The following is an 18,558-nucleotide window of genomic DNA, read 5'->3' as shown; positions in this document are numbered from 1 at the left end:
GTTATTCGACCGTCACGGATTTGGCGAGATTGCGAGGCTGGTCCACATCCGTGCCCTTGGCCACGGCGGTGTGATAGGCCAAAAGCTGCGCCGGGACCGCATAGAGGATGGGGGCCAGAACTGGGTCAATCGTGGGCATGATGATGGTTTGCCACGTCCCGTCGCCTGCATCCTTCGCGCCCGCCGCGTCGGTGATCAGGATGATCTTTCCACCGCGCGCCATCACCTCCTGCATGTTGGAGACGGTCTTGTCGAAGAGCGCGTCCTTGGGTGCGAACACGACCACAGGCATCTTTTCGTCGATGAGAGCGATGGGTCCATGTTTCAGCTCACCAGATGCATAAGCTTCTGCATGTATATAGCTGATTTCCTTTAACTTTAGCGCGCCCTCCATCGCCATAGGGTACATGAGGCCACGGCCCAGAAAGAGCACATCTGTCGCCTTCGATAGCTCCTGGCTCAGGCCGCGCACGTCCTCTTCGATCCCCAGCGCCTCGTTCAGCATCCCCGGCAGGCTGCGCATCGCGACGAGATATGCGCGCAGACCGTCCTCACTCAGGTGCCCGCGCGCATGGGCGGCCTTGAGCGCCAAGAGCAAGAGCACGGTAAGCTGGCAGGTGAACGCCTTGCTGGAGGCCACACCGATTTCGGTGCCTGCATGGATCGGCAGCGCCAGATCGCTTTCGCGCGCGATGGAGCTTTCGTCTACATTGACCACCGAGAGGATGATGTCCGCCTCGCCCTCGCAATAACGCAGCGCGGCCAGCGTGTCGGCTGTCTCACCCGATTGGCTTACAAAAAGGGCGGCTGTGCCCTCGGTGATCGGTGGCTCGCGGTAGCGAAACTCGGAAGCCACATCCACTTCGACAGGCAGGCGGGCAAGCTGCTCAAACCAGTATTTGGCGGTCACACAGGCGAAATACGCGGTGCCGCAGGCGACCATCGTGATCCGCTCAAGCCCTGCAAAATTGATACCGCCTTCGGGCAGGGTGATCGTGCCATTTTCACCATTTAGATACGCCCCGAGCGCCTCGGAGATCACCGTGGGTTGCTCGGCAATTTCCTTTGCCATGAAGTGCTTATGCCCTGCCTTGTCCACACGGGCGCTGTCAATATGGGTCTGGCGCATGGGCCGGGTCGCGGGCGTGCCTTGCGCATCGGTGATCCGCAGGCTGGTGCGGGTCAGCACCGCGAAATCGCCCTCTTCGAGATATGTGACACGGTCTGTCAACGGGGCAAGCGCGATGGCGTCGGAGCCTACGAACATCTCGCCATCCCCGTGGCCGATGGCAAGCGGGCTGCCTTGCCGTGCGGCGATCAGGAGGTCATCCTCGCCGTCGAACAGAAAGCAAAGCGCATAGGCCCCTTCAAGCTGCGCTATGGTAGCCCGAGCGGCCTCTTCCGGCGAGGCCCCTTTGTCGAGATGGTGCTGTGCCAGAAGGGCCACCGTCTCGGTATCGGTCTCGGTGTGATAGGCGATGCCGGCGGAGGCCAGCTCGGCGCGCAGCTCGCGGTAATTCTCGATGATCCCGTTATGTACGACGGCCACGGGGCCTGCGCGGTGCGGGTGGGTGTTGGTCAGCGTCGGCGCGCCATGCGTGGCCCAGCGGGTATGGCCAATGCCGGACTTGCCCGCCAGCGGGTCATGCACCAAAAGATCGCTGAGGTTCACCAGCTTGCCCACGGCGCGGCGGCGGTCGAGATGACCGTCGTTAAGCGTGGCAATCCCGGCGCTGTCATAGCCGCGATATTCAAGCCGTTTAAGCGCCTCAACCAGCAAAGGTGCTACTTCATTCTGCCCTAGAACCCCTACAATTCCGCACATTATTCTGCCCCTTTGGCCTGTTTTGCCTTCTTTTTCTTTAGAATATCGAACAATTTGCGCGCCATGCCCGGCTTGGTCACCTGTTCGGGCCGCGCGATGGCCAAAGCGCCGTCGGGCACGTCGCGCGTGATCACTGAGCCGGAGCCTGTCATCGCATCATCACCCACGTTCACCGGGGCGATCAGCATCGTGTCCGACCCGATGAAGGCGCGTGCGCCAATTGTGGTATGATGCTTCATCACACCGTCATAATTGCACGTCACGGTGCCCGCGCCGATATTGGCATCGGCCCCAACGGTCGCATCGCCGATATAGCTCAGGTGGTTCACCTTCGCGCCCGCTTCCAGCACGGCGTTTTTGATCTCAACAAAGTTGCCGATACGCACATACTCGGCCAGTTCCGCCCCTGGACGCAGCCGCGCGTAAGGCCCGACGATAGCGCCGCGCGAGACATGGCAGCCCTCAAGATGGCTGAACGCGCGGATATGCGCGCCGGATTCTACCGTGGCACCGGGGCCGAAGACGACATTTTGCTCAATCAGGCTGTCGCGGCCAATGGCGGTATCGAAGGCAAAGAACACCGTTTCTGGGGCCAGAAGCGTCACGCCGTTCTCCATCGCCTGCGTGCGGGCGCGGGCCTGAAAGAGGGTCTCGGCCTGTGCCAGCTCCGCGCGGGAATTCACGCCCAGCGTCTCGGCCTCGTCGCAGGCCACCGCCGTGGCGCTCAGGCCGCGCGCGCGGGCGATGGCGATGATGTCGGTGAGGTAATATTCGCCCGCCGCGTTGTCGTTGCCCACCGCGTCGATCAGGTCAAAAAGCGTGGCGCTGTCGCAGGCGATCACGCCGGAATTGCAAAAATCAATCGCGCGTTCCGCCTCGGTGGCGTCTTTGAACTCCACAATCCGCTCCAGCGTGTCGCCCGCCATCACCAGCCGTCCGTAACGGCCCGGATCGGCAGCGTGAAAGCCCAGCACGACCAGGTCATGCACGGCGCGGGCGGCCACCATCCGCTCCAGCGTCTCGGGCTGAATGAAAGGCGTGTCGCCATAAAGCACGAGCGCGTCGCCCTCGTGCTCCTTCAGCAAATCGCGCGCCTGAGCAACAGCATGGGCCGTGCCAAGCTGCTCGGATTGCAGGGCAATCTGGGCTGCGGGCTCATAGTCTTCGGCGGCTTTTGTCACCGCCTCAGCGCCGTGCCCGGCCACGATCACGCAGCGTGCGGGCTCCAAGGAGGCCCCGGCGCGGATCGCGTGAACCAGCATCGGCGCGCCTGCGATGGGATGCAGCACTTTGGGCAGGTCTGAGTGCATACGGGTGCCTTTGCCCGCACCGAGAATGATCAAAGCTATGCCCATTTTTTGGATTCTCGTTTGTAATCAAATCTCACCCCTTCTATCTGCTGACACAGCGCGCGCAAGCGGGCGGCCGATCAAAGAAGATTGCCGTATGTGTCAGGCTTGCGCGGAAAAGCGCCCAGTTGGGCGGGAAAAGGGGGCAGGCATGCGCACGGTTGTTTTCGATCTTGATGGCACTTTGGCCGATACAAGCGGCGATTTGCTGGCCGCTGCCAATGCGTGTTTTCGCGACATGGGCTTGGGCGATGGCGAGGGCGATGTGCTCGACGCCGCGCGCGATGCGGGCACGGCGCTGCGCGGGGGGCGGGCGATGCTCACCGCCGGCCTTGAGCGTTTGGGCCGGCCTGCTGATGCGGCGATTCTGGATGCGTGGTATCAGCCGCTTTTGGAGCATTACGCGCAGGCGATTGCGGTGCACACGCGGTTTTACCCGCAAGCGATGGAGACGGTCGAGGCGTTGAAAACGCAAGGCTATAAGGTCGCCATTTGCACCAATAAACCAGAATATTTGGCGCGCATCCTGATGGAGCGGATGGGGGCCTTGGAGGCCTTTGGCGCTTTGATCGGGGCTGATACCTTACCCACGCGCAAGCCCGACCCCGCGCCGATGGTGGAGGCCGTGCGGCGCGCAGGCGGCGATCCGGCGAGATCGCTTCTGGTGGGGGATACGGTGACGGACCGCGAGACGTCGCGCGCGGCGGGCGTGCCGTCGATCCTTGTCACCTTCGGGCCTGCCGGGGGCGATATGGCCGCTTTGCAGCCCGAGGCGTTGATTGGTCATTTTGAGGAGCTGCCAGACGCTGTGCGGCGCTTGATCGGCTAATCTGCGCGGAGCAATTTCATTGACCAGAGGCGCAACCGGCGTAGAACATTCCCCATGACAGAGATTTTTCAAGGCAATTTCACCCAGCAGGAACCCATCCCCGAAGAAGGGATCGAGGCCGCCATCGCCGTGATGCGCAGCGGGCGGCTCCACCGCTATAACCTTGGCCCCGGTGAGGTGGGTGAGGTGGGGCTTCTGGAGCAGGAATTCGCAGCGTCTGTTGGCGCGAAATATGCGTTGGCGGTGGCGTCGGGCGGCTATGCGATGGGGGCGGCATTGCGCGCGGTGGGGATCGGGCCGGGGGACAAGGTGCTGACCAATGCCTTCACCCTTGCCCCTGTCCCCGGGGCGATTGCCGCCGTAGGTGCCACGCCTGTTTTCGTCGGTGTGACCGAGAATCTGACCATTGATCTGGCTGATCTGGAGGCCAAGGCCGGCCTGGCGCGCGTTCTGATGCTGAGCCATATGCGCGGGCATCTGGCGGATATGGATCGTCTGATGGCGATCTGTGATGCGGCGGGGGTCTTGGTGATCGAGGATTGCGCCCACACGATGGGGGCTGCGTGGCGCGGTATTCCGTCGGGGCGGCAGGGGGTGGTTGGCTGCTACTCCATGCAGACCTACAAACATATCAACGCGGGCGAGGGCGGGTTTCTCGTGACCGATGATGATGCGATTGCCGCGCGTGCGATCATGCTCTCGGGGTCTTACATGCTCTACGGGCGCCACGGCACACCCCCGCCAGAGGCCGCGTTTGACGAGGTGAAATACACCACGCCCAATGTCTCGGGGCGGATGGATAATCTGCGTGCGGCGATCCTGCGGCCGCAGCTTCGCAACTTGGATGCGCAGCGCGACAAGTGGAATGCGCGCTACCGCGTGGTGGAGGAGGGGCTGAGCGGCACGCCGGGCTTGTGCCTGACCACGCGTCCGCCTGAGGAGACATTTGTCGGATCGTCGATTCAGTTCCTGCTGCTTGATTGGCCAAGCGCGCGTATCAGCGAAGTGCTGGCGCGGTGCCTCAAGCGGGGGGTGGAGCTGAAATGGTTCGGCGGCGCAGAGCCTGCGGGGTTCACCAGCCGCTATGACAGCTGGCGTTATGCGCCCTCGGAGGCGATGCCCGCGACTGACCGGGTGCTGAAAGGCATCGTCGATATGCGCCTGCCGCTCACGTTCAGCCTTGAGGATTGCGCGCAGATTGCCCGGATCATCCGGGCTGAGGTGGGTGCGGTCTATCAGGCGCAATAGGCGGATGCAGGGACCGATGCGCTGGCTCATCTGGGCACCTCTTTGCATCATGGCCCTAGGGGCCGGGGCCTATGGATTGCGAATGGGCTATCTTGCGATAACGATCACCGAGACGGATGTAATCAACCACTACGCAGCACTCTATGCCGCCGAGACGGGGGGCGAGATGACAGATTGTGTGGCCTTTCCCGGCGATGTGGGGATCTGGATCGTCGTGGCCTGTGGGCCGCTTTGTGCGCCCACGCGGCGTGAATATCACGTCAACCGGGTGGGATGGCTGGTGCATGGGGGCGATGCAGGCTGTCCTGAGGCGCGGCTGGGGCAGGTCTGAGGTTTCAGCCGTCATGCCCTGCCTGCCAGCCCCAGATACAAAAGGCCGCCCCGAAAGGCGGCCAGGAGTTTATATGTTGCGCAGGTCGCTCCGCGCGGTGCCTGTCTCAGAATTTAAGAACATAGGCGACGTTAAGGACAACCGGGTCAATCTTGACCTTGCCGATAGTCGCGCCATTGATTTTCACATCGCTTTCGATGTCGATATACCGCATCTCGGCGCGGAGAGCACCACGGTCGGAGATGGCGAAATCCAAACCGGCCACGGCGGCTACACCCCAGCTGTCGTCGATGCTGACATTGGCCCCGGCAAGCGTACCCACGCCGCTTTCATCGAAGAAATGTGTGTAGTTGAGGCCAACGCCGACGAAGGGTGTGATGCTGGATTGGTTGGCGAAGTGATATTTGATCGAGACTGTGGGTGGCAGGTGCTTGGTCTTGGCAACGCGGCCTGTTCCCACGAGGTTGATGTCATGCTCAAACGGCCACGCGGCCAGCACCTCGACACCGACTTTGTCAGCGACGAAATACTCGAATGTCAGCGTCGGGCGGATGTTATCATCGACGTTGATCTGGCCCACCGTGGTGGTCGAGTTGCCCGCCTGTGGCGATACGAGGCCAAGGCCGAAGCCAAGGGTGAAATCGCCCTTGTCGGTGGCGGAGGCAGGGCTGGCGAGGGCCGCAATGGCGATGCCGGCGGCGAGCGCGAGGGGGGGAGTGGCTGTCTTCATGATGTGTCCCTTTGTGTTTCCGCCTCCTTGCTAAAACGGCTTGCGGGGAGGGGCTTTGATTCACGTCAAATGATAGATTTTTTGGGACTTGATCTGGATCAAGCGCCCTGTCAGGAGGCTTTTTGATGATGTCGAAACGCCAGCTTTACAGGCAGATTATGGCCTATCCTGCCATCCGCGCCGTCCGTCCTGAGGGGCTTTGCGAGGAAGGGGCGGCAGCGGATTTACCGCTGGTGGCGCAATGAGTGGGCCGTTGCGGCTTACGGGATACCGCCACAGCGTCTACACTTGGTCGGCGCGGCTTGCGCTGACCGAGGCGGGAGCGGCCTTTGATGTCGTCGATCTGGATCCGTTCACGGCAGAGGGCCTTGCGGCTCTGATCCCGTTGCAGCCCTTCGGGCGCGTGCCGGTTCTGGAGCACGGGTCATTTCGCCTTTGGGAGACGGCGGCGATCTTGGACTACGTTAATGCGGAGTTGGCCGGGGGGCGTATGACGCCTGAGGCACCCCGCGCGCTGGCCCGGATGCGGCAGGTGATTGGGCTGGTGGACGCCTATGGCTATTGGCCCTTGGTGCGGCAGGTTTTCTCGCACGGGTTTTATGCGGGTAATGAGGGCGATCTGGCGCAGGTGGACAAGGGGCTTAAGGCCGCAGAGGCTGTGCTGGATGCGCTGGAGGAGATTGCCGCCGAGGGGCTTGTGTTGAGGCCTGAGGTGATCTGCCTTGCGTCTTGTCATCTGCTGCCAATGCTGGAGTATTTCGCCCATGTGCCGGAGGGGAGTGCTGCTTTGCGAAGGCGCCGTGCGCTGACACGGTGGTATGAGGCCGCAGGCGCGCGCGACGCCACCACGCGCACGCGACCAGATTTAAGCGCCTGAGACATGCGCGGAAAAGGACCCTGAGATGATCACACTATACCATGTGCCGCAAAGCTGTTCGATGCGCGTTTTGTGGCTGTTGAAAGAAATGGGCGTGCCGTTCCGTGTGGCTGAGATGCCGTTTGACAAGACGCTGCGCGGGCCGGAACTCCTGACGCTTTGACCTGCTGGGAAGGGCCGGAGGCGCGCGAGGGGATCACGGCCTTTTTTGCGCGGCGCGCGAAGCTGGTCCAAGGCAGACTGATCGGGGCCATTTGGCGGGCTGGTGGCGCGATTGCCGCACCTGACCGCGTTCAAATGTGCCATGTGCTGCGCAGGCCTCACAATCGGCAATGCATGTCGGATGCATCGGTTTTTTTGCGATATGACACCGTGCAAAAGGGGAGGCAAATCGGCCTTCGCGCGGTTGACCCTGCCATAGGGCAGAGATAGATGTAGATCAGTCAATTTTGCCACTTGACCGCCCGGGTCTGCCATATGTGCAGACCCGGGCGCAGATTAAGGAGCCACTCTTGGAAGAGATGTTGAGGGAATACCTCCCAATTCTCGTGTTTTTGGCCATCGCCATAGGGCTTGGTCTTGTTCTCATTCTGGCCGCAGTGATCATCGCGGTACGCAGCCCGGACCCTGAAAAGGTCAGCGCGTATGAATGCGGATTCAACGCATTTGATGATGCGCGGATGAAGTTCGACGTGAGGTTCTACCTCGTGGCGATCCTTTTCATCATTTTCGATCTGGAGATCGCAATGCTTTTCCCGTGGGCGGTGGCGTTCCAGGATATCTCCATGACGGCGTTCTGGTCGATGATGGTGTTTCTGGGCGTGTTGACCATCGGCTTTGCCTATGAATGGAAGAAGGGAGCGCTCGAATGGGAGTAGCTGTTGGCGCCAATCATGCTGGCGCGGACCGTGAGGTCGCGACGCAGGACCTCAATGCGCAATTGCAGGACAAGGGGTTCTTGCTGACATCATCAGAGGATATCATTAACTGGGCGCGCACAGGCAGCTTGCACTGGATGACCTTTGGTCTTGCGTGCTGCGCGGTCGAGATGATGCATACCGCCATGCCGCGCTATGACGTGGAGCGGTTTGGCTTTGCCCCACGCGCGAGCCCGCGCCAATCGGATGTGATGATCGTGGCAGGCACGCTGACCAACAAGATGGCGCCCGCTTTGCGCAAGGTCTACGATCAGATGCCCGAGCCGCGCTATGTCATCTCCATGGGCTCCTGCGCCAATGGTGGCGGTTATTACCATTACAGCTATTCCGTAGTGCGTGGATGTGACCGGATCGTCCCGGTCGATATCTATGTGCCCGGTTGCCCGCCCACCGCCGAGGCGCTGGTTTATGGCATCTTGCAGCTGCAACGCAAAATCCGCCGCACAGGCACTTTGGTCCGCTAGGGCCCGGCGATAAGGGGGATTAAGATATGAGTGATGCGCTGAACGAATTGGGCACGCATATTGAGCTCAAGCGCGAGGATTGCGTGTTGAGTTGGGCCGTGGCGCATGGCGAGCTGACGGTTGATGTGGCGCTGTCCAACATTTGCGGGCTTGTGGAGTTTCTCAAGACCGACCGTAGCTGCCAGTTCTCTACGCTCGTGGATATCACGGCGGTTGATTACCCAGAGCGCGCCAAGCGGTTCGAGGTGATTTACCACTTCCTCAGCATGTACCAAAATCACCGCATCCGCCTGCGCACATTTGTGCGCGAGGAGGATATGGTCCCCTCAATCACATCCCAGCACCCGTCGGCCAACTGGTTCGAGCGTGAGGTGTTTGATATGTTTGGCATCCTTTTCACAGGCCACCCTGATCTGCGCCGCATCCTCACCGATTATGGGTTTCGCGGCTATCCGCTGCGCAAGGATTTCCCGACGACGGGGTATACCGAAGTGCGCTATGATGAGGCGCAAAAGCGGGTGATTTATGAACCTGTGAGCCTTGTGCAGGAATACCGCCAGTTTGATTTCATGAGCCCTTGGGAGGGGGCCGAATACATCCTGCCGGGTGATGAGAAGAAAGAGGAGGCGAAGGGCTGATGGACGGCGACATTCGCAACAACACCTATGATGACGGCTCGCGCGATTATGTGACGGGCGAGCAGAAAATCCGTAATTTCAACATTAACTTCGGTCCGCAGCACCCTGCGGCGCATGGGGTTTTGCGGCTGGTGCTTGAGCTTGATGGCGAGATTGTCGAGCGGTGTGATCCGCATATTGGCCTTCTGCACCGTGGCACCGAAAAGCTGATGGAGAGCCGCACCTACCTGCAAAACCTGCCTTATTTTGACCGGCTGGATTACGTAGCTCCGATGAACCAAGAGCACGCGTGGTGCCTGGCAATTGAGCGGCTGACGGGTGTTGAAGTGCCGCGCCGCGCCTCGCTGATCCGGGTGCTTTATTCCGAGATCGGCCGCATCCTGAGCCACCTGCTCAACGTCACCACTCAGGCCATGGATGTGGGGGCTCTGACCCCGCCGCTTTGGGGCTTTGAGGAGCGCGAAAAGCTCATGGTGTTTTATGAGCGGGCCTGCGGTGCGCGGCTTCATGCGGCCTATTTCCGGCCCGGTGGTGTGCATCAAGACCTGCCCGAGGATCTGATCGACGATATCGAGACATGGGCGAAGGATTTCCCCCGCGTCCTTGGCGATATTGACGGGTTGCTCACGGAAAACCGCATCTTCAAGCAGCGTAATGCCGATATTGGTATTGTGTCCGAGCAAGACGCGCTCGATTGGGGCTTTAGCGGCGTCATGGTGCGCGGTAGCGGCATGGCATGGGATTTGCGCCGGGCGCAACCCTATGAATGTTATGATGAATTCGACTTCCAAATCCCCATTGGCAAGAATGGCGACTGTTATGATCGCTACCTCTGCCGGATGGAGGAGATGCGCCAATCCATCTCGATCATCCATCAGGCGATTGAAAAACTGCGCGCGCCGGAGGGCAAGGGCGACGTCCTTGCGCGCGGCAAGATCACACCGCCCAGCCGGGGGGATATGAAAACCTCGATGGAGGCCCTGATCCACCATTTCAAACTCTACACCGAAGGTTTCCACGTGCCAGCTGGCGAGGTTTACGCGGCAGTCGAGGCCCCGAAGGGTGAGTTTGGCGTGTTTTTAGTCTCGGATGGGTCCAACAAGCCCTATCGCGCCAAGATCCGCGCGCCGGGATACCTGCATTTGCAGGCGATGGATTATATTGCCAGCGGCCATCAGCTTGCTGATGTGGCGGCCATTATCGGCACGATGGATGTGGTGTTCGGAGAAATCGACCGATGATAGGCGCGCGCGCCATATGTTTTGCTGTTGCGGCTAGCATCGGGGCACCTGCACTGGCTGTTGATGCCGGCATACCGGATGTGGCACGCGTTGAGATGGCGCGCGATGCGTTGCGCGCACAGACCTGCGTCGTGACCAACGCCGATGCCGCGCTGACCGCTGCTGGTTTTGCGGATGCGGGCGAGCGGGCGGCAGTGGTCGAAGCACTTCTTGGTTCTAATGAGGCGGTACAGGCGGGCGATGGCCTGATGCTGCGCAGCGCTGTCTGCCAAGGTGGGCCGGAGCCTACGCGCCACAACCGCTTTCTGGCAGCGATTGCCAGCGACGGGACCTGCGCGCGCAGCACCGAAGGCCTTGCCTCCGTGATGGGCGCATATGGCGTTAATCCTAATGAAATGGCCCTTTTGGCCGATGAGATGGCGCGCCATGATGAGCTGAGCGTAAGTGCGGACCGGATCGAGGTGACGGCAGAATTTTGTGACCGCGCAAAAGAGCTGGCCGCCACGATTATCCCCGAAACGCGCGCTGGGTTTGTCGCCTTCATGGCGGGCAATGAATGTCGCGTGGGTGTGCGTGACAAAGACCTTCTGGTGAGCCAGGCGGGGCTTGATCCTGCGCGCACCGATGTGGTGATCGAAGCCCTCGTGAGTGAGGGCGAAGTGATCTATTACGGCTATGAGAAAACGCTGATCCTTGTATGGGGGCCGTGCAGTTGAGCGCCGCCGCCCTGCGCGTCGGCGCGATAATGATTTCAGGTGCGGGCACCCCCCGCGCCACGGCATAGGAGAGGGCGCAAAATGCTTCGTCGCCTCTATCACGAACAACCCGAAACTTTCGCCTTCACCCCTGCAAATCAGGCATGGGCCGAGGGTCAGATCGCGAAATATCCCGAAGGCCGTCAGGCCAGCGCGATTATACCTTTGCTGTGGCGCGCGCAGGAGCAGGAAGGCTGGCTGACCCGCCCGGCGATTGAAGGTGTGTCAGCGATGCTTGGCATGGCCTATATCCGGGGTCTTGAAGTGGCGTCTTTTTACTTCATGTTTCAGCTGCAACCGGTTGGATCAATTGCACATATTCAGGTTTGCGGCACAACGTCCTGCATGATCTGCGGGGCCGAGGATCTGGTTGCTGTTTGCCGCGAGAAGATCGCGCCAAACCCCCATGAGCTGAGCGCCGATGGCAAGTTCAGCTGGGAGGAGGTTGAGTGCCTCGGGGCCTGTGCCAACGCACCGATGGCGCAGATCGGTAAGGATTATTATGAAGACCTGACTGCCGCGCGGATGGGCGAAATCATTGACGAGATGGCGGCAGGCAAGATCCCTGCGCCCGGCCCGCAAAACGGGCGCTTCGCCGCTGAGCCGATCACGGGTCTGACCAGCCTCAAGGAATTCGATAGCGGGCACGCCAAATATAACGCCAGCGCACAGGCGGCGACCGACCTCAACGATACGATCAAGCGGATCGACGGCAGCGAAGTGCCGCTTTTGACGCCGTGGACCACCCATGGCGCGATGCACAAGCCCGCCGCGCCATCGGTCAAGCTGCGCGCGACGCCTGCGGCGATCGGGACGGCGCGCCTGTCGGATGCCGATGCGGCCAAAGGGGCTGCGGCGAAATCCAAGGCGAAGCCGAAGGATGTGGAGAAGGCCAAGACCCCAAAGGCCACAAAGCCGATTGCGAAATCTGAGGGGCCGGGCAAGAAACCCCGCGTGATGAAAGCGCCGCGCAAAGGCGGGGCGGATGATCTCAAGATGATCAAAGGCGTGGGGCCGAAGCTGGAAGAGCTCATCAATTCCATGGGCTTTTACCACTTTGACCAGATTTCGAAATGGTCCGGTGACGAGATCGCCTGGGTCGATCAGAACCTCGAAGGATTTAAGGGCCGTGTAAGCCGCGATGATTGGGTCGCACAGGCCGATATTTTGGCAAGCGGGGGCGAGACCGAGTTCGCCAAGCGCGCGAAGAAGGGGGGCGTGTACGAATGAAAACAATAATGGCGCACCCGGGTGAAGCATAGGGAGACACCCCATGAGTGATATGAATGACGGATTTCAATGCCAGATTGGTTGCTGGGCAATGGCTGCCGGTGTCGGCTTTCTGACCTGCGTTATGATGTGGGCCGTGGGCGACCAGCGCCTTGTGGCGGCAGTTGGCGTGGGCGCGGTTGCGTTTGCGGTGGCTGGCCTGCTCTTTTCGGTGATCTTTTGTCGCGCGAGCCGGGGTCCGGCTGTGGCCAACAACACGAGTGCGAGCGCGAGCGCGGCACCTACGACCACGGTGGTGGCTTCTGCGGCAGCCCCTGTAGCAGCTGCTGCTTCGCCCAAGGCCGCCGCGCCGAAAACGGCAAAACCCAAAGCGGCACCAAAAGCGGCCAAGCCCAAAGCAAAGCCAGCCAAAGCTGAGCCTGCACCATCGGCGGGCGGTAAGCGTCCCGAAGCGCTCAAAGTGGCGCGGGGCGGCAAGGCGGATAACCTGAAGGAAATCAAGGGGATTGGCCCCAAACTTGAGAAACTGTGCAACAGTCTTGGGTTCTACCATTTCGATCAAATCGCTGGCTGGTCCGCTGATGAGATCGCTTGGGTCGATCAAAACCTCGAAGGGTTCAAGGGCCGTGTGAGCCGGGATCAATGGGTCGCACAAGCCAAAGTCCTCGCGGCGGGCGGAGAGACGGATTTCTCCAAACGTGTCGAGGGCGGTGACGTTTACTAAGCGCCTCGAACGGGCGCGGAAAAAGGATTAGGTGAGCCACGTGGCAAAGACGGATGCAAACAAGGCGGATGCAAACAAGACTGGGCAGCGGGCCTCGCTTGTCATTGCGGGTACGGGTGTCCTTTGGGTCATCGGCCTGCTTGTGGGTCGCGCAGTTGGGCTGGAGACGCGGTTTCTGGCGCTGATCGACCTTGCGGCGCTGGCCGGGTTCGTCTGGGCCTTGTGGCTCATCTATCAGACGTGGCGCGCGCGCCAGAACAATCAGGGGCATTAATGCGATGCTGAAAGACCAAGACCGTATCTTTACCAATCTTTATGGGATGCATGATCGTAGCCTGAAGGGCGCGCAGGCGCGCGGCCATTGGGATGGCACCGCGAAGATCCTGCAAAACGGGCGTGATTGGATCGTGGACCAGATGAAGGCGTCCGGCCTGCGTGGGCGTGGCGGCGCAGGCTTTCCCACCGGCCTTAAATGGTCGTTCATGCCGAAAGAAAGCGACGGGCGGCCCAGCTATCTGGTCGTCAACGCCGACGAATCCGAGCCGGGCACCTGCAAGGACCGCGAGATCATGCGGCATGATCCCCATACGCTGATCGAAGGCTGTCTGATCGCCAGTTTCGCGATGCAGGCGCATGCGTGTTATATTTATATCCGGGGCGAATATATCCGCGAGAAAGAGGCGCTTCAGCACGCGATTGACGAGGCGTATGAGGCGGGTCTTGTGGGCCGCAATGCCTGCAAATCTGGCTGGGATTTCGACATCTATCTGGTGCATGGCGCGGGTGCCTATATCTGCGGTGAGGAAACGGCATTGCTGGAGTCCCTTGAGGGCAAAAAGGGCATGCCGCGCATGAAGCCACCATTCCCGGCGGGCGCGGGGCTTTATGGCTGCCCGACCACCGTGAACAACGTCGAATCGATTGCCGTGGTGCCCACCATCCTGCGCCGGGGGCCTGAGTGGTTTGCGGGCTTTGGCCGTCCGAACAATGCGGGCACGAAGCTCTTTGCGATCTCGGGCCATGTGAATACGCCTTGCGTGGTGGAAGAGGCGATGAGCATCTCGTTTGAGGAGCTGATCGAGACCCATTGCGGCGGTATTCGCGGCGGCTGGGACAATCTCAAGGCGGTGATCCCCGGCGGGTCCTCCGTGCCGTGCATTCGCGGCGAGCATATGAAAGATGCGATCATGGATTTCGACTATCTGCGCGAGCAGCGGTCGGGCCTTGGCACCGCTGCCGTGATCGTGATGGACAAGGACACTGACATCATCAAGGCGATCTGGCGTCTGGCGAAGTTCTACAAGCACGAGAGCTGTGGGCAATGTACACCCTGCCGCGAGGGCACCGGTTGGATGATGCGGGTGATGGAGCGCTTGGTGACGGGCGATGCGGAGGTCGAGGAGATCGACATGCTGCTCGACGTGACCAAGCAGGTGGAGGGCCACACGATCTGTGCGCTCGGTGATGCGGCGGCCTGGCCGATCCAAGGCCTGATCCGCAATTTCCGCGATGAGATTGAGGACCGGATCAAGCACAAGCGGACAGGGCGCGTGAGCGCCGTGGCGGCGGAATGAAACGCGCTTTGCATCTCATGCCGGCCCTGCGCGTGGCATCCGCCCGCGGCGCGCTGGTCGCGGAACACCAAATCCTCTGCCGGATGGGGAGCTGAGCCGATATGGACGGGTTTGATGCCTATACCCACGCGATTGCAGCGCTGGCCATAATGGGCGTGCTGGTTCTGTTGATCGGGCCGGTCTCGGCGTTGAAAAAGCAGGCGACGGGGCTGGCCTCTGGCGCGACGCCGCCCGAGGATTATGCCAACAGTGCCTATCGCTGGCATCGTGCCCACGGCAACGCCTCCGAGAACTTGGCGATTTTCGCCACCGTGACTGTTGCGGCCATACTGGCGGGGGCCAGCCCGTTTTGGGTGAATTGGCTGGCGTCTATTTTCATTGTGGCGCGGGCGTTGATGCTGGTGCTGCATGTGGGCGGTATTGGCCGGACAAATATCGGCCCGCGCAGCTTTGCTTTCGTAGCTGGAGCACTGTGCTGTTACGGCCTCGCCGGTCTCGCCCTTGTCGCAGCGTTTGGAGCATGACAATGACATTTACCAAGATCACAACTCTCGCCCTTGTTGGAATTCTCAGCCTCAGCGCTTGCGCAAAACCGGGCGATCGGGTCCGCTTTGATGGGAATTACTATCCCGCCAAAGCCAAGAAAGAGAGCGATGACCGCACGCAGTTTGAGGTCACCGTCCGCCGCAGTGATCAGGGCCTCAATGGTGCTTTGGAGGCCGGTCGTTATGAGGGTACACGCTATTGCGTGGAGACCTTCGGTGACAGCACGATCACGTGGGCACCGTCCCAAGGGCCCGATGATTTCGCAGGCAGTGCCGATGGCGCATCGGTGAGCCTGCGGGGGTCCTGCGTGAAATGGTGAGTTTTCGCTTAAACTCTGGGGGCTGCGGGGGCTGTTATTGCATAACAGAGCGCCGCGCACCCATGTGCAAAGCATGGGGGGCGGCCATTCGGCCCGCGCCCCAGTTTTGTATGAAAGGAGTTTGATACATGCGCAAGATGACAACACTCGCCCTTGTAGCCACGCTTGCCGGGGGCCTTGGCGGCCCTGCCGCCGCCGGGCTGGACGAGGAAGCGGATATCAACGCAGGCCTGATGGCCGTGGCCGCCGCTGACAAGATCCGCCGTGAATGTAGCGCGATTTCCGGGCGGCTTTGGGTGGCGCGGTCCTACACGCGCGCGCTTGCCGATATGGCGAAGGACCGCGGGTACTCCCAAGCCGAGATTGACGCCTATGTGAATGACAGGGCGGAAAAGGCAAAGATGCGTGAGCGGCGCAACGCCTATTTCAAATCCAAAGGGGCCAGCAATCTGGACCCGGAGAGCCTGTGCACGCTGGGCCGTGCGGAGATCGCCGGACAGACGCAAATCGGCTCCTTTCTGAAAGCAAAGTGAACGTAAAATGACGAACCTTCGCAAGATAATCATCGACGGCACCGAGGTTGAGGTGGACGGGGCAATGACCCTCATTCAGGCCTGTGAGGAGGCGGGCGTGGAGATTCCGCGCTTTTGCTATCACGAGCGTCTCTCGATTGCGGGCAATTGCCGGATGTGCCTTGTGGAGGTCGTCGGCGGCCCGCCTAAGCCTGCGGCGTCGTGCGCGATGCAGGTGCGCGATCTGCGCCCCGGCCCCGAGGGCCAAGCGCCAGTGGTCAAGACCAACTCGCCCATGGTCAAGAAGGCCCGCGAGGGGGTCATGGAATTTCTGCTGATCAACCACCCGCTTGATTGCCCGATCTGTGATCAGGGCGGAGAGTGCGACTTGCAGGATCAGGCGATGGCATACGGCGTGGATTTCTCGCGCTTCCGCGAGCCGAAACGCGCGACCGAGGATCTTGATCTGGGGCCGCTGGTTGAGACCCATATGACGCGCTGCATTTCGTGCACGCGCTGCGTGCGCTTCACCTCCGAGGTGGCGGGCATCATGCAGATGGGCCAGACGGGCCGGGGCGAGGATGCCGAGATCACCTCCTATCTGGGCGAGACGCTGGACAGCAATCTTCAGGGCAACATCATTGATTTGTGCCCCGTGGGCGCGCTCACATCCAAGCCTTATGCGTTCACGGCGCGGCCTTGGGAGCTGACTAAAACCGAAACGATTGATGTGATGGACGCGCTTGGCTCCAACATTCGCGTCGATGCGAAAGGGCGCGAAGTGATGCGGATGCTGCCGCGCAATCATGACGGCGTGAATGAGGAATGGATTTCCGACAAGACGCGCTTTGTGTGGGATGGGCTACGCCGGCAGCGTCTCGACACGCCCTATATCCGCGAGAATGGAAAGCTGCGCCCAGCCACATGGCCCGAGGCGCTTGGGGCTGCGTCGGATGCGATGAAATCTGCTTCAAAAGTTGCGGGGCTGGTCGGTGATCTGGTGCCCGCAGAGGCGGCTTTTGCGCTCAAGGAGTTGATCGAGGGGCAGGGCGGGCATGTCGAGTGCCGCGTGGACGGCGCGAAGCTGCCCGAGGGCAATCGTGGTGGCTATGTCGGTACGGCGGCGATCGAGGATATCGACACCGCCAAGACAATCCTGCTGATCGGCACCAATCCGCGTGATGAAGCCCCCGTGCTCAACGCGCGCATTCGGCGTGCGTGGCTGGAAGGTGCGAATGTCGGCGTGATCGGTCCCAAGGTGGACCTGACCTATGAGTATCATCACTTCGGCGATGGGCGCGCCGCGCTGACCGATCTGGTTGGCAAGGTGACCCGCAAGGACGATACGCTTGTGATCGTGGGCCAAGGCGCGCTTCAGGAAACGGATGGTGCTGCGGTTCTCAGTCAGGCGATGGCCTATGTCGAAGGGTCCGGCGCGAAGCTTCTGGTCTTGCACACAGCCGCAGGCCGCGTGGGCGCGATGGATGCGGGCTGCACCACGACAGGCGGCATGGAGGCAGCGCTTGAGGGCGCTGATGTGGTCTATAACCTCGGGGCGGATGAGGTGGAGATCAAATCTGGCCCCTTCGTGGTTTATCAGGGCAGCCACGGGGATCGGGGCGCGCACCGCGCCGATGTGATCCTGCCGGGGGCGGCCTATACTGAGGAACAAGGGCTCTTTGTGAATACCGAAGGGCGGCCCCAACTGGCCCTACGCGCGGGCTTTGCGCCCGGTGAGGCCAAGGAAAACTGGGCCATCTTGCGCGCGCTATCGGGTGAGATGGGCAATGCGCTGCCCTATGACAGCCTGCCCAGCTTGCGCCGTGCATTGGTGGAGGCCGCACCGCATTTGGCCCAAATCGACGAGGTGGCAGAGAACACCTGGGCGCCGCTGCCTTTGGCCAAGCCGGGCGATGCGAGTTTCCGCTACGCCATCACGGATTTCTACCTGACCAACCCGGTCGCGCGGGCATCCGAGCTGATGGGCAAGCTGAGCCAGAACGCGAAAGAGCGCAACGCCGTGGCGGTGGCGGCCGAGTGACACGGATCGCCTTCATCCCTGCGATTGCGGCTCTTGCGGCTTGCGCGCCATCTGAGGAGGTCAGCCGTTTTGCGCCCGAGTATCAAGGGATTGAGACGCAGCTTCTGGACGGGGATCTGGTGAATTTCCACGTTGCTATGACCGGCGCGCGGGATGCGCGGGATGTGGATCGCTATGCAGCCTGTGCTGCGGCGCAATATGCTTTGATCCGTGGATACGGATTTGCGCGCCATGTGCGCACGAATGTGGCCGAAGAGGGTGGCATCTGGCACGGGGATGCGGTTTACACCATCTCGTCAGCCCTGCCGCGCGGGGCCAAGACAATCGACGCAGAAGTCGTCGCCGCCGATTGCGCGGAAAACGGAATACCGATGGTGTGAGGACCTG

22 protein-coding genes are annotated in these 18,558 nt (G+C 61.2%); 19 read left to right on the top strand and 3 right to left on the bottom strand.

Annotated features, from left to right (window positions below):
* Position 1: 1 nt before the first annotated feature.
* A complete protein-coding gene (glmS, locus tag KUD11_RS13530) occupies positions 2-1,825 on the bottom strand; it encodes a glutamine--fructose-6-phosphate transaminase (isomerizing) (RefSeq protein WP_109384200.1) in 1,824 nt (607 codons plus the stop codon).
* Positions 1,825-3,180, bottom strand: coding sequence for a bifunctional UDP-N-acetylglucosamine diphosphorylase/glucosamine-1-phosphate N-acetyltransferase GlmU (gene glmU / locus KUD11_RS13525; RefSeq protein ID WP_109384201.1), 1,356 nt, complete (start codon positions 3,178-3,180; stop codon positions 1,825-1,827). Before glmU ends, glmS begins: the two co-directional genes overlap by 1 nt.
* Before the next feature lie 145 nt (positions 3,181-3,325).
* On the opposite strand from glmU, the gene KUD11_RS13520 reads away from it, so the two are divergent.
* The 3 genes from KUD11_RS13520 to KUD11_RS13510 are packed head-to-tail and all read left to right on the top strand — an operon-like array spanning position 3,326 to position 5,582.
* On the top strand, positions 3,326-4,003 hold the full coding sequence (locus KUD11_RS13520) for an HAD-IA family hydrolase (protein WP_109387789.1): 678 nt from the start codon (positions 3,326-3,328) through the stop codon (positions 4,001-4,003).
* Between the two features lie 54 nt (positions 4,004-4,057).
* A complete protein-coding gene (locus tag KUD11_RS13515) occupies positions 4,058-5,251 on the top strand; it encodes a DegT/DnrJ/EryC1/StrS family aminotransferase (protein ID WP_109384202.1) in 1,194 nt (397 codons plus the stop codon).
* Positions 5,252-5,255: 4 nt separating this feature from the next.
* Entirely contained in the window at positions 5,256-5,582 is a 327-nt protein-coding gene (locus KUD11_RS13510; protein ID WP_109384203.1) for a hypothetical protein, read from the top strand.
* A 106-nt stretch (positions 5,583-5,688) separates the two neighbouring features.
* On the opposite strand, the gene KUD11_RS13505 is transcribed toward KUD11_RS13510, so the two are convergent.
* Entirely contained in the window at positions 5,689-6,312 is a 624-nt protein-coding gene (locus KUD11_RS13505; RefSeq protein ID WP_109384204.1) for an OmpW/AlkL family protein, read from the bottom strand.
* 241 nt (positions 6,313-6,553) lie between these two features.
* Here KUD11_RS13505 and KUD11_RS13500 point away from each other — a divergent pair, with 241 nt between their 5' ends.
* The 16 genes from KUD11_RS13500 (at position 6,554) to KUD11_RS13425 (ending at position 18,551) form a co-directional block, all read left to right on the top strand.
* Entirely contained in the window at positions 6,554-7,189 is a 636-nt protein-coding gene (locus tag KUD11_RS13500; protein ID WP_109384205.1) for a glutathione S-transferase family protein, read from the top strand.
* 25 nt (positions 7,190-7,214) lie between these two features.
* The gene (locus KUD11_RS13495) at positions 7,215-7,352 is read left to right on the top strand and encodes a thioredoxin domain-containing protein (RefSeq protein ID WP_224380248.1); all 138 of its coding nucleotides are present in this window, start codon (positions 7,215-7,217) and stop codon (positions 7,350-7,352) included.
* A 349-nt stretch (positions 7,353-7,701) separates the two neighbouring features.
* Positions 7,702-8,067, top strand: a complete 366-nt coding sequence (locus KUD11_RS13490) for an NADH-quinone oxidoreductase subunit A (RefSeq protein WP_109387791.1) — start codon at positions 7,702-7,704, stop codon at positions 8,065-8,067.
* Complete coding sequence (locus KUD11_RS13485) at positions 8,058-8,591, top strand: NuoB/complex I 20 kDa subunit family protein (protein WP_109384207.1); 534 nt, start codon at positions 8,058-8,060, stop codon at positions 8,589-8,591. The genes KUD11_RS13490 and KUD11_RS13485 overlap by 10 nt, the downstream gene beginning before the upstream one ends.
* Positions 8,592-8,617: 26 nt before the next feature.
* Positions 8,618-9,229, top strand: coding sequence for an NADH-quinone oxidoreductase subunit C (locus KUD11_RS13480; RefSeq protein WP_109384208.1), 612 nt, complete (start codon positions 8,618-8,620; stop codon positions 9,227-9,229).
* Positions 9,229-10,470 carry an NADH-quinone oxidoreductase subunit D gene (locus KUD11_RS13475; RefSeq protein ID WP_109384209.1) on the top strand — a complete coding sequence of 414 codons (1,242 nt, stop codon included), beginning with the start codon at positions 9,229-9,231 and terminating at the stop codon, positions 10,468-10,470. Before KUD11_RS13480 ends, KUD11_RS13475 begins: the two co-directional genes overlap by 1 nt.
* 80 nt (positions 10,471-10,550) lie before the next feature.
* The gene (locus KUD11_RS13470) at positions 10,551-11,186 is read left to right on the top strand and encodes a hypothetical protein (RefSeq protein WP_146190816.1); all 636 of its coding nucleotides are present in this window, start codon (positions 10,551-10,553) and stop codon (positions 11,184-11,186) included.
* 81 nt (positions 11,187-11,267) lie between these two features.
* A complete protein-coding gene (locus KUD11_RS13465) occupies positions 11,268-12,455 on the top strand; it encodes an NADH-quinone oxidoreductase subunit E (protein ID WP_109384211.1) in 1,188 nt (395 codons plus the stop codon).
* A 43-nt stretch (positions 12,456-12,498) separates the two neighbouring features.
* On the top strand, positions 12,499-13,179 hold the full coding sequence (locus KUD11_RS13460; protein ID WP_109384212.1) for a hypothetical protein: 681 nt from the start codon (positions 12,499-12,501) through the stop codon (positions 13,177-13,179).
* Between the two features lie 40 nt (positions 13,180-13,219).
* Positions 13,220-13,453, top strand: coding sequence for a DUF5337 family protein (locus tag KUD11_RS13455; protein WP_109384213.1), 234 nt, complete (start codon positions 13,220-13,222; stop codon positions 13,451-13,453).
* A 4-nt stretch (positions 13,454-13,457) separates the two neighbouring features.
* Positions 13,458-14,753: an NADH-quinone oxidoreductase subunit NuoF gene (nuoF, locus tag KUD11_RS13450; RefSeq protein ID WP_109384214.1), complete on the top strand. Its 1,296-nt coding sequence runs from the start codon at positions 13,458-13,460 to the stop codon at positions 14,751-14,753.
* 101 nt (positions 14,754-14,854) lie between these two features.
* On the top strand, positions 14,855-15,277 hold the full coding sequence (locus KUD11_RS13445) for an MAPEG family protein (protein ID WP_109384215.1): 423 nt from the start codon (positions 14,855-14,857) through the stop codon (positions 15,275-15,277).
* Complete coding sequence (locus tag KUD11_RS13440; RefSeq protein WP_224380246.1) at positions 15,274-15,618, top strand: hypothetical protein; 345 nt, start codon at positions 15,274-15,276, stop codon at positions 15,616-15,618. Before KUD11_RS13445 ends, KUD11_RS13440 begins: the two co-directional genes overlap by 4 nt.
* Before the next feature lie 128 nt (positions 15,619-15,746).
* Positions 15,747-16,151: a DUF5333 domain-containing protein gene (locus KUD11_RS13435; protein WP_109384217.1), complete on the top strand. Its 405-nt coding sequence runs from the start codon at positions 15,747-15,749 to the stop codon at positions 16,149-16,151.
* A 7-nt stretch (positions 16,152-16,158) separates the two neighbouring features.
* Complete coding sequence (gene nuoG / locus KUD11_RS13430) at positions 16,159-18,171, top strand: NADH-quinone oxidoreductase subunit NuoG (RefSeq protein WP_109384218.1); 2,013 nt, start codon at positions 16,159-16,161, stop codon at positions 18,169-18,171.
* Positions 18,168-18,551 carry a hypothetical protein gene (locus tag KUD11_RS13425; RefSeq protein ID WP_109384219.1) on the top strand — a complete coding sequence of 128 codons (384 nt, stop codon included), beginning with the start codon at positions 18,168-18,170 and terminating at the stop codon, positions 18,549-18,551. The genes nuoG and KUD11_RS13425 overlap by 4 nt, the downstream gene beginning before the upstream one ends.
* The last annotated feature ends 7 nt before the right edge of the window (positions 18,552-18,558 follow it).

Source organism: Roseovarius carneus (assembly GCF_020141465.1).
Classification (GTDB): domain Bacteria; phylum Pseudomonadota; class Alphaproteobacteria; order Rhodobacterales; family Rhodobacteraceae; genus Roseovarius; species Roseovarius carneus.
The sequence above is the reverse complement of the archived record's forward strand: the minus strand, read 5'-3'. Positions and strand labels throughout refer to the sequence as shown.

Bases quoted from the DNA above. Each gene is read 5' to 3' on its own strand.
- glmS (WP_109384200.1), bottom strand. From the start codon at position 1,825: ATGTGCGGAATTGTAGGGGTTCTAGGGCAGAATGAAGTAGCACCTTTG.
- glmU (WP_109384201.1), bottom strand. From the start codon at position 3,180: ATGGGCATAGCTTTGATCATTCTCGGTGCGGGCAAAGGCACCCGTATG.
- KUD11_RS13520 (WP_109387789.1), top strand. From the start codon at position 3,326: ATGCGCACGGTTGTTTTCGATCTTGATGGCACTTTGGCCGATACAAGC.
- KUD11_RS13515 (WP_109384202.1), top strand. From the start codon at position 4,058: ATGACAGAGATTTTTCAAGGCAATTTCACCCAGCAGGAACCCATCCCC.
- KUD11_RS13510 (WP_109384203.1), top strand. From the start codon at position 5,256: ATGCAGGGACCGATGCGCTGGCTCATCTGGGCACCTCTTTGCATCATG.
- KUD11_RS13505 (WP_109384204.1), bottom strand. From the start codon at position 6,312: ATGAAGACAGCCACTCCCCCCCTCGCGCTCGCCGCCGGCATCGCCATT.
- KUD11_RS13500 (WP_109384205.1), top strand. From the start codon at position 6,554: ATGAGTGGGCCGTTGCGGCTTACGGGATACCGCCACAGCGTCTACACT.
- KUD11_RS13495 (WP_224380248.1), top strand. From the start codon at position 7,215: ATGATCACACTATACCATGTGCCGCAAAGCTGTTCGATGCGCGTTTTG.
- KUD11_RS13485 (WP_109384207.1), top strand. From the start codon at position 8,058: ATGGGAGTAGCTGTTGGCGCCAATCATGCTGGCGCGGACCGTGAGGTC.
- KUD11_RS13480 (WP_109384208.1), top strand. From the start codon at position 8,618: ATGAGTGATGCGCTGAACGAATTGGGCACGCATATTGAGCTCAAGCGC.
- KUD11_RS13475 (WP_109384209.1), top strand. From the start codon at position 9,229: ATGGACGGCGACATTCGCAACAACACCTATGATGACGGCTCGCGCGAT.
- KUD11_RS13465 (WP_109384211.1), top strand. From the start codon at position 11,268: ATGCTTCGTCGCCTCTATCACGAACAACCCGAAACTTTCGCCTTCACC.
- KUD11_RS13460 (WP_109384212.1), top strand. From the start codon at position 12,499: ATGAGTGATATGAATGACGGATTTCAATGCCAGATTGGTTGCTGGGCA.
- nuoF (WP_109384214.1), top strand. From the start codon at position 13,458: ATGCTGAAAGACCAAGACCGTATCTTTACCAATCTTTATGGGATGCAT.
- KUD11_RS13445 (WP_109384215.1), top strand. From the start codon at position 14,855: ATGGACGGGTTTGATGCCTATACCCACGCGATTGCAGCGCTGGCCATA.
- KUD11_RS13440 (WP_224380246.1), top strand. From the start codon at position 15,274: ATGACAATGACATTTACCAAGATCACAACTCTCGCCCTTGTTGGAATT.
- KUD11_RS13435 (WP_109384217.1), top strand. From the start codon at position 15,747: ATGCGCAAGATGACAACACTCGCCCTTGTAGCCACGCTTGCCGGGGGC.
- nuoG (WP_109384218.1), top strand. From the start codon at position 16,159: ATGACGAACCTTCGCAAGATAATCATCGACGGCACCGAGGTTGAGGTG.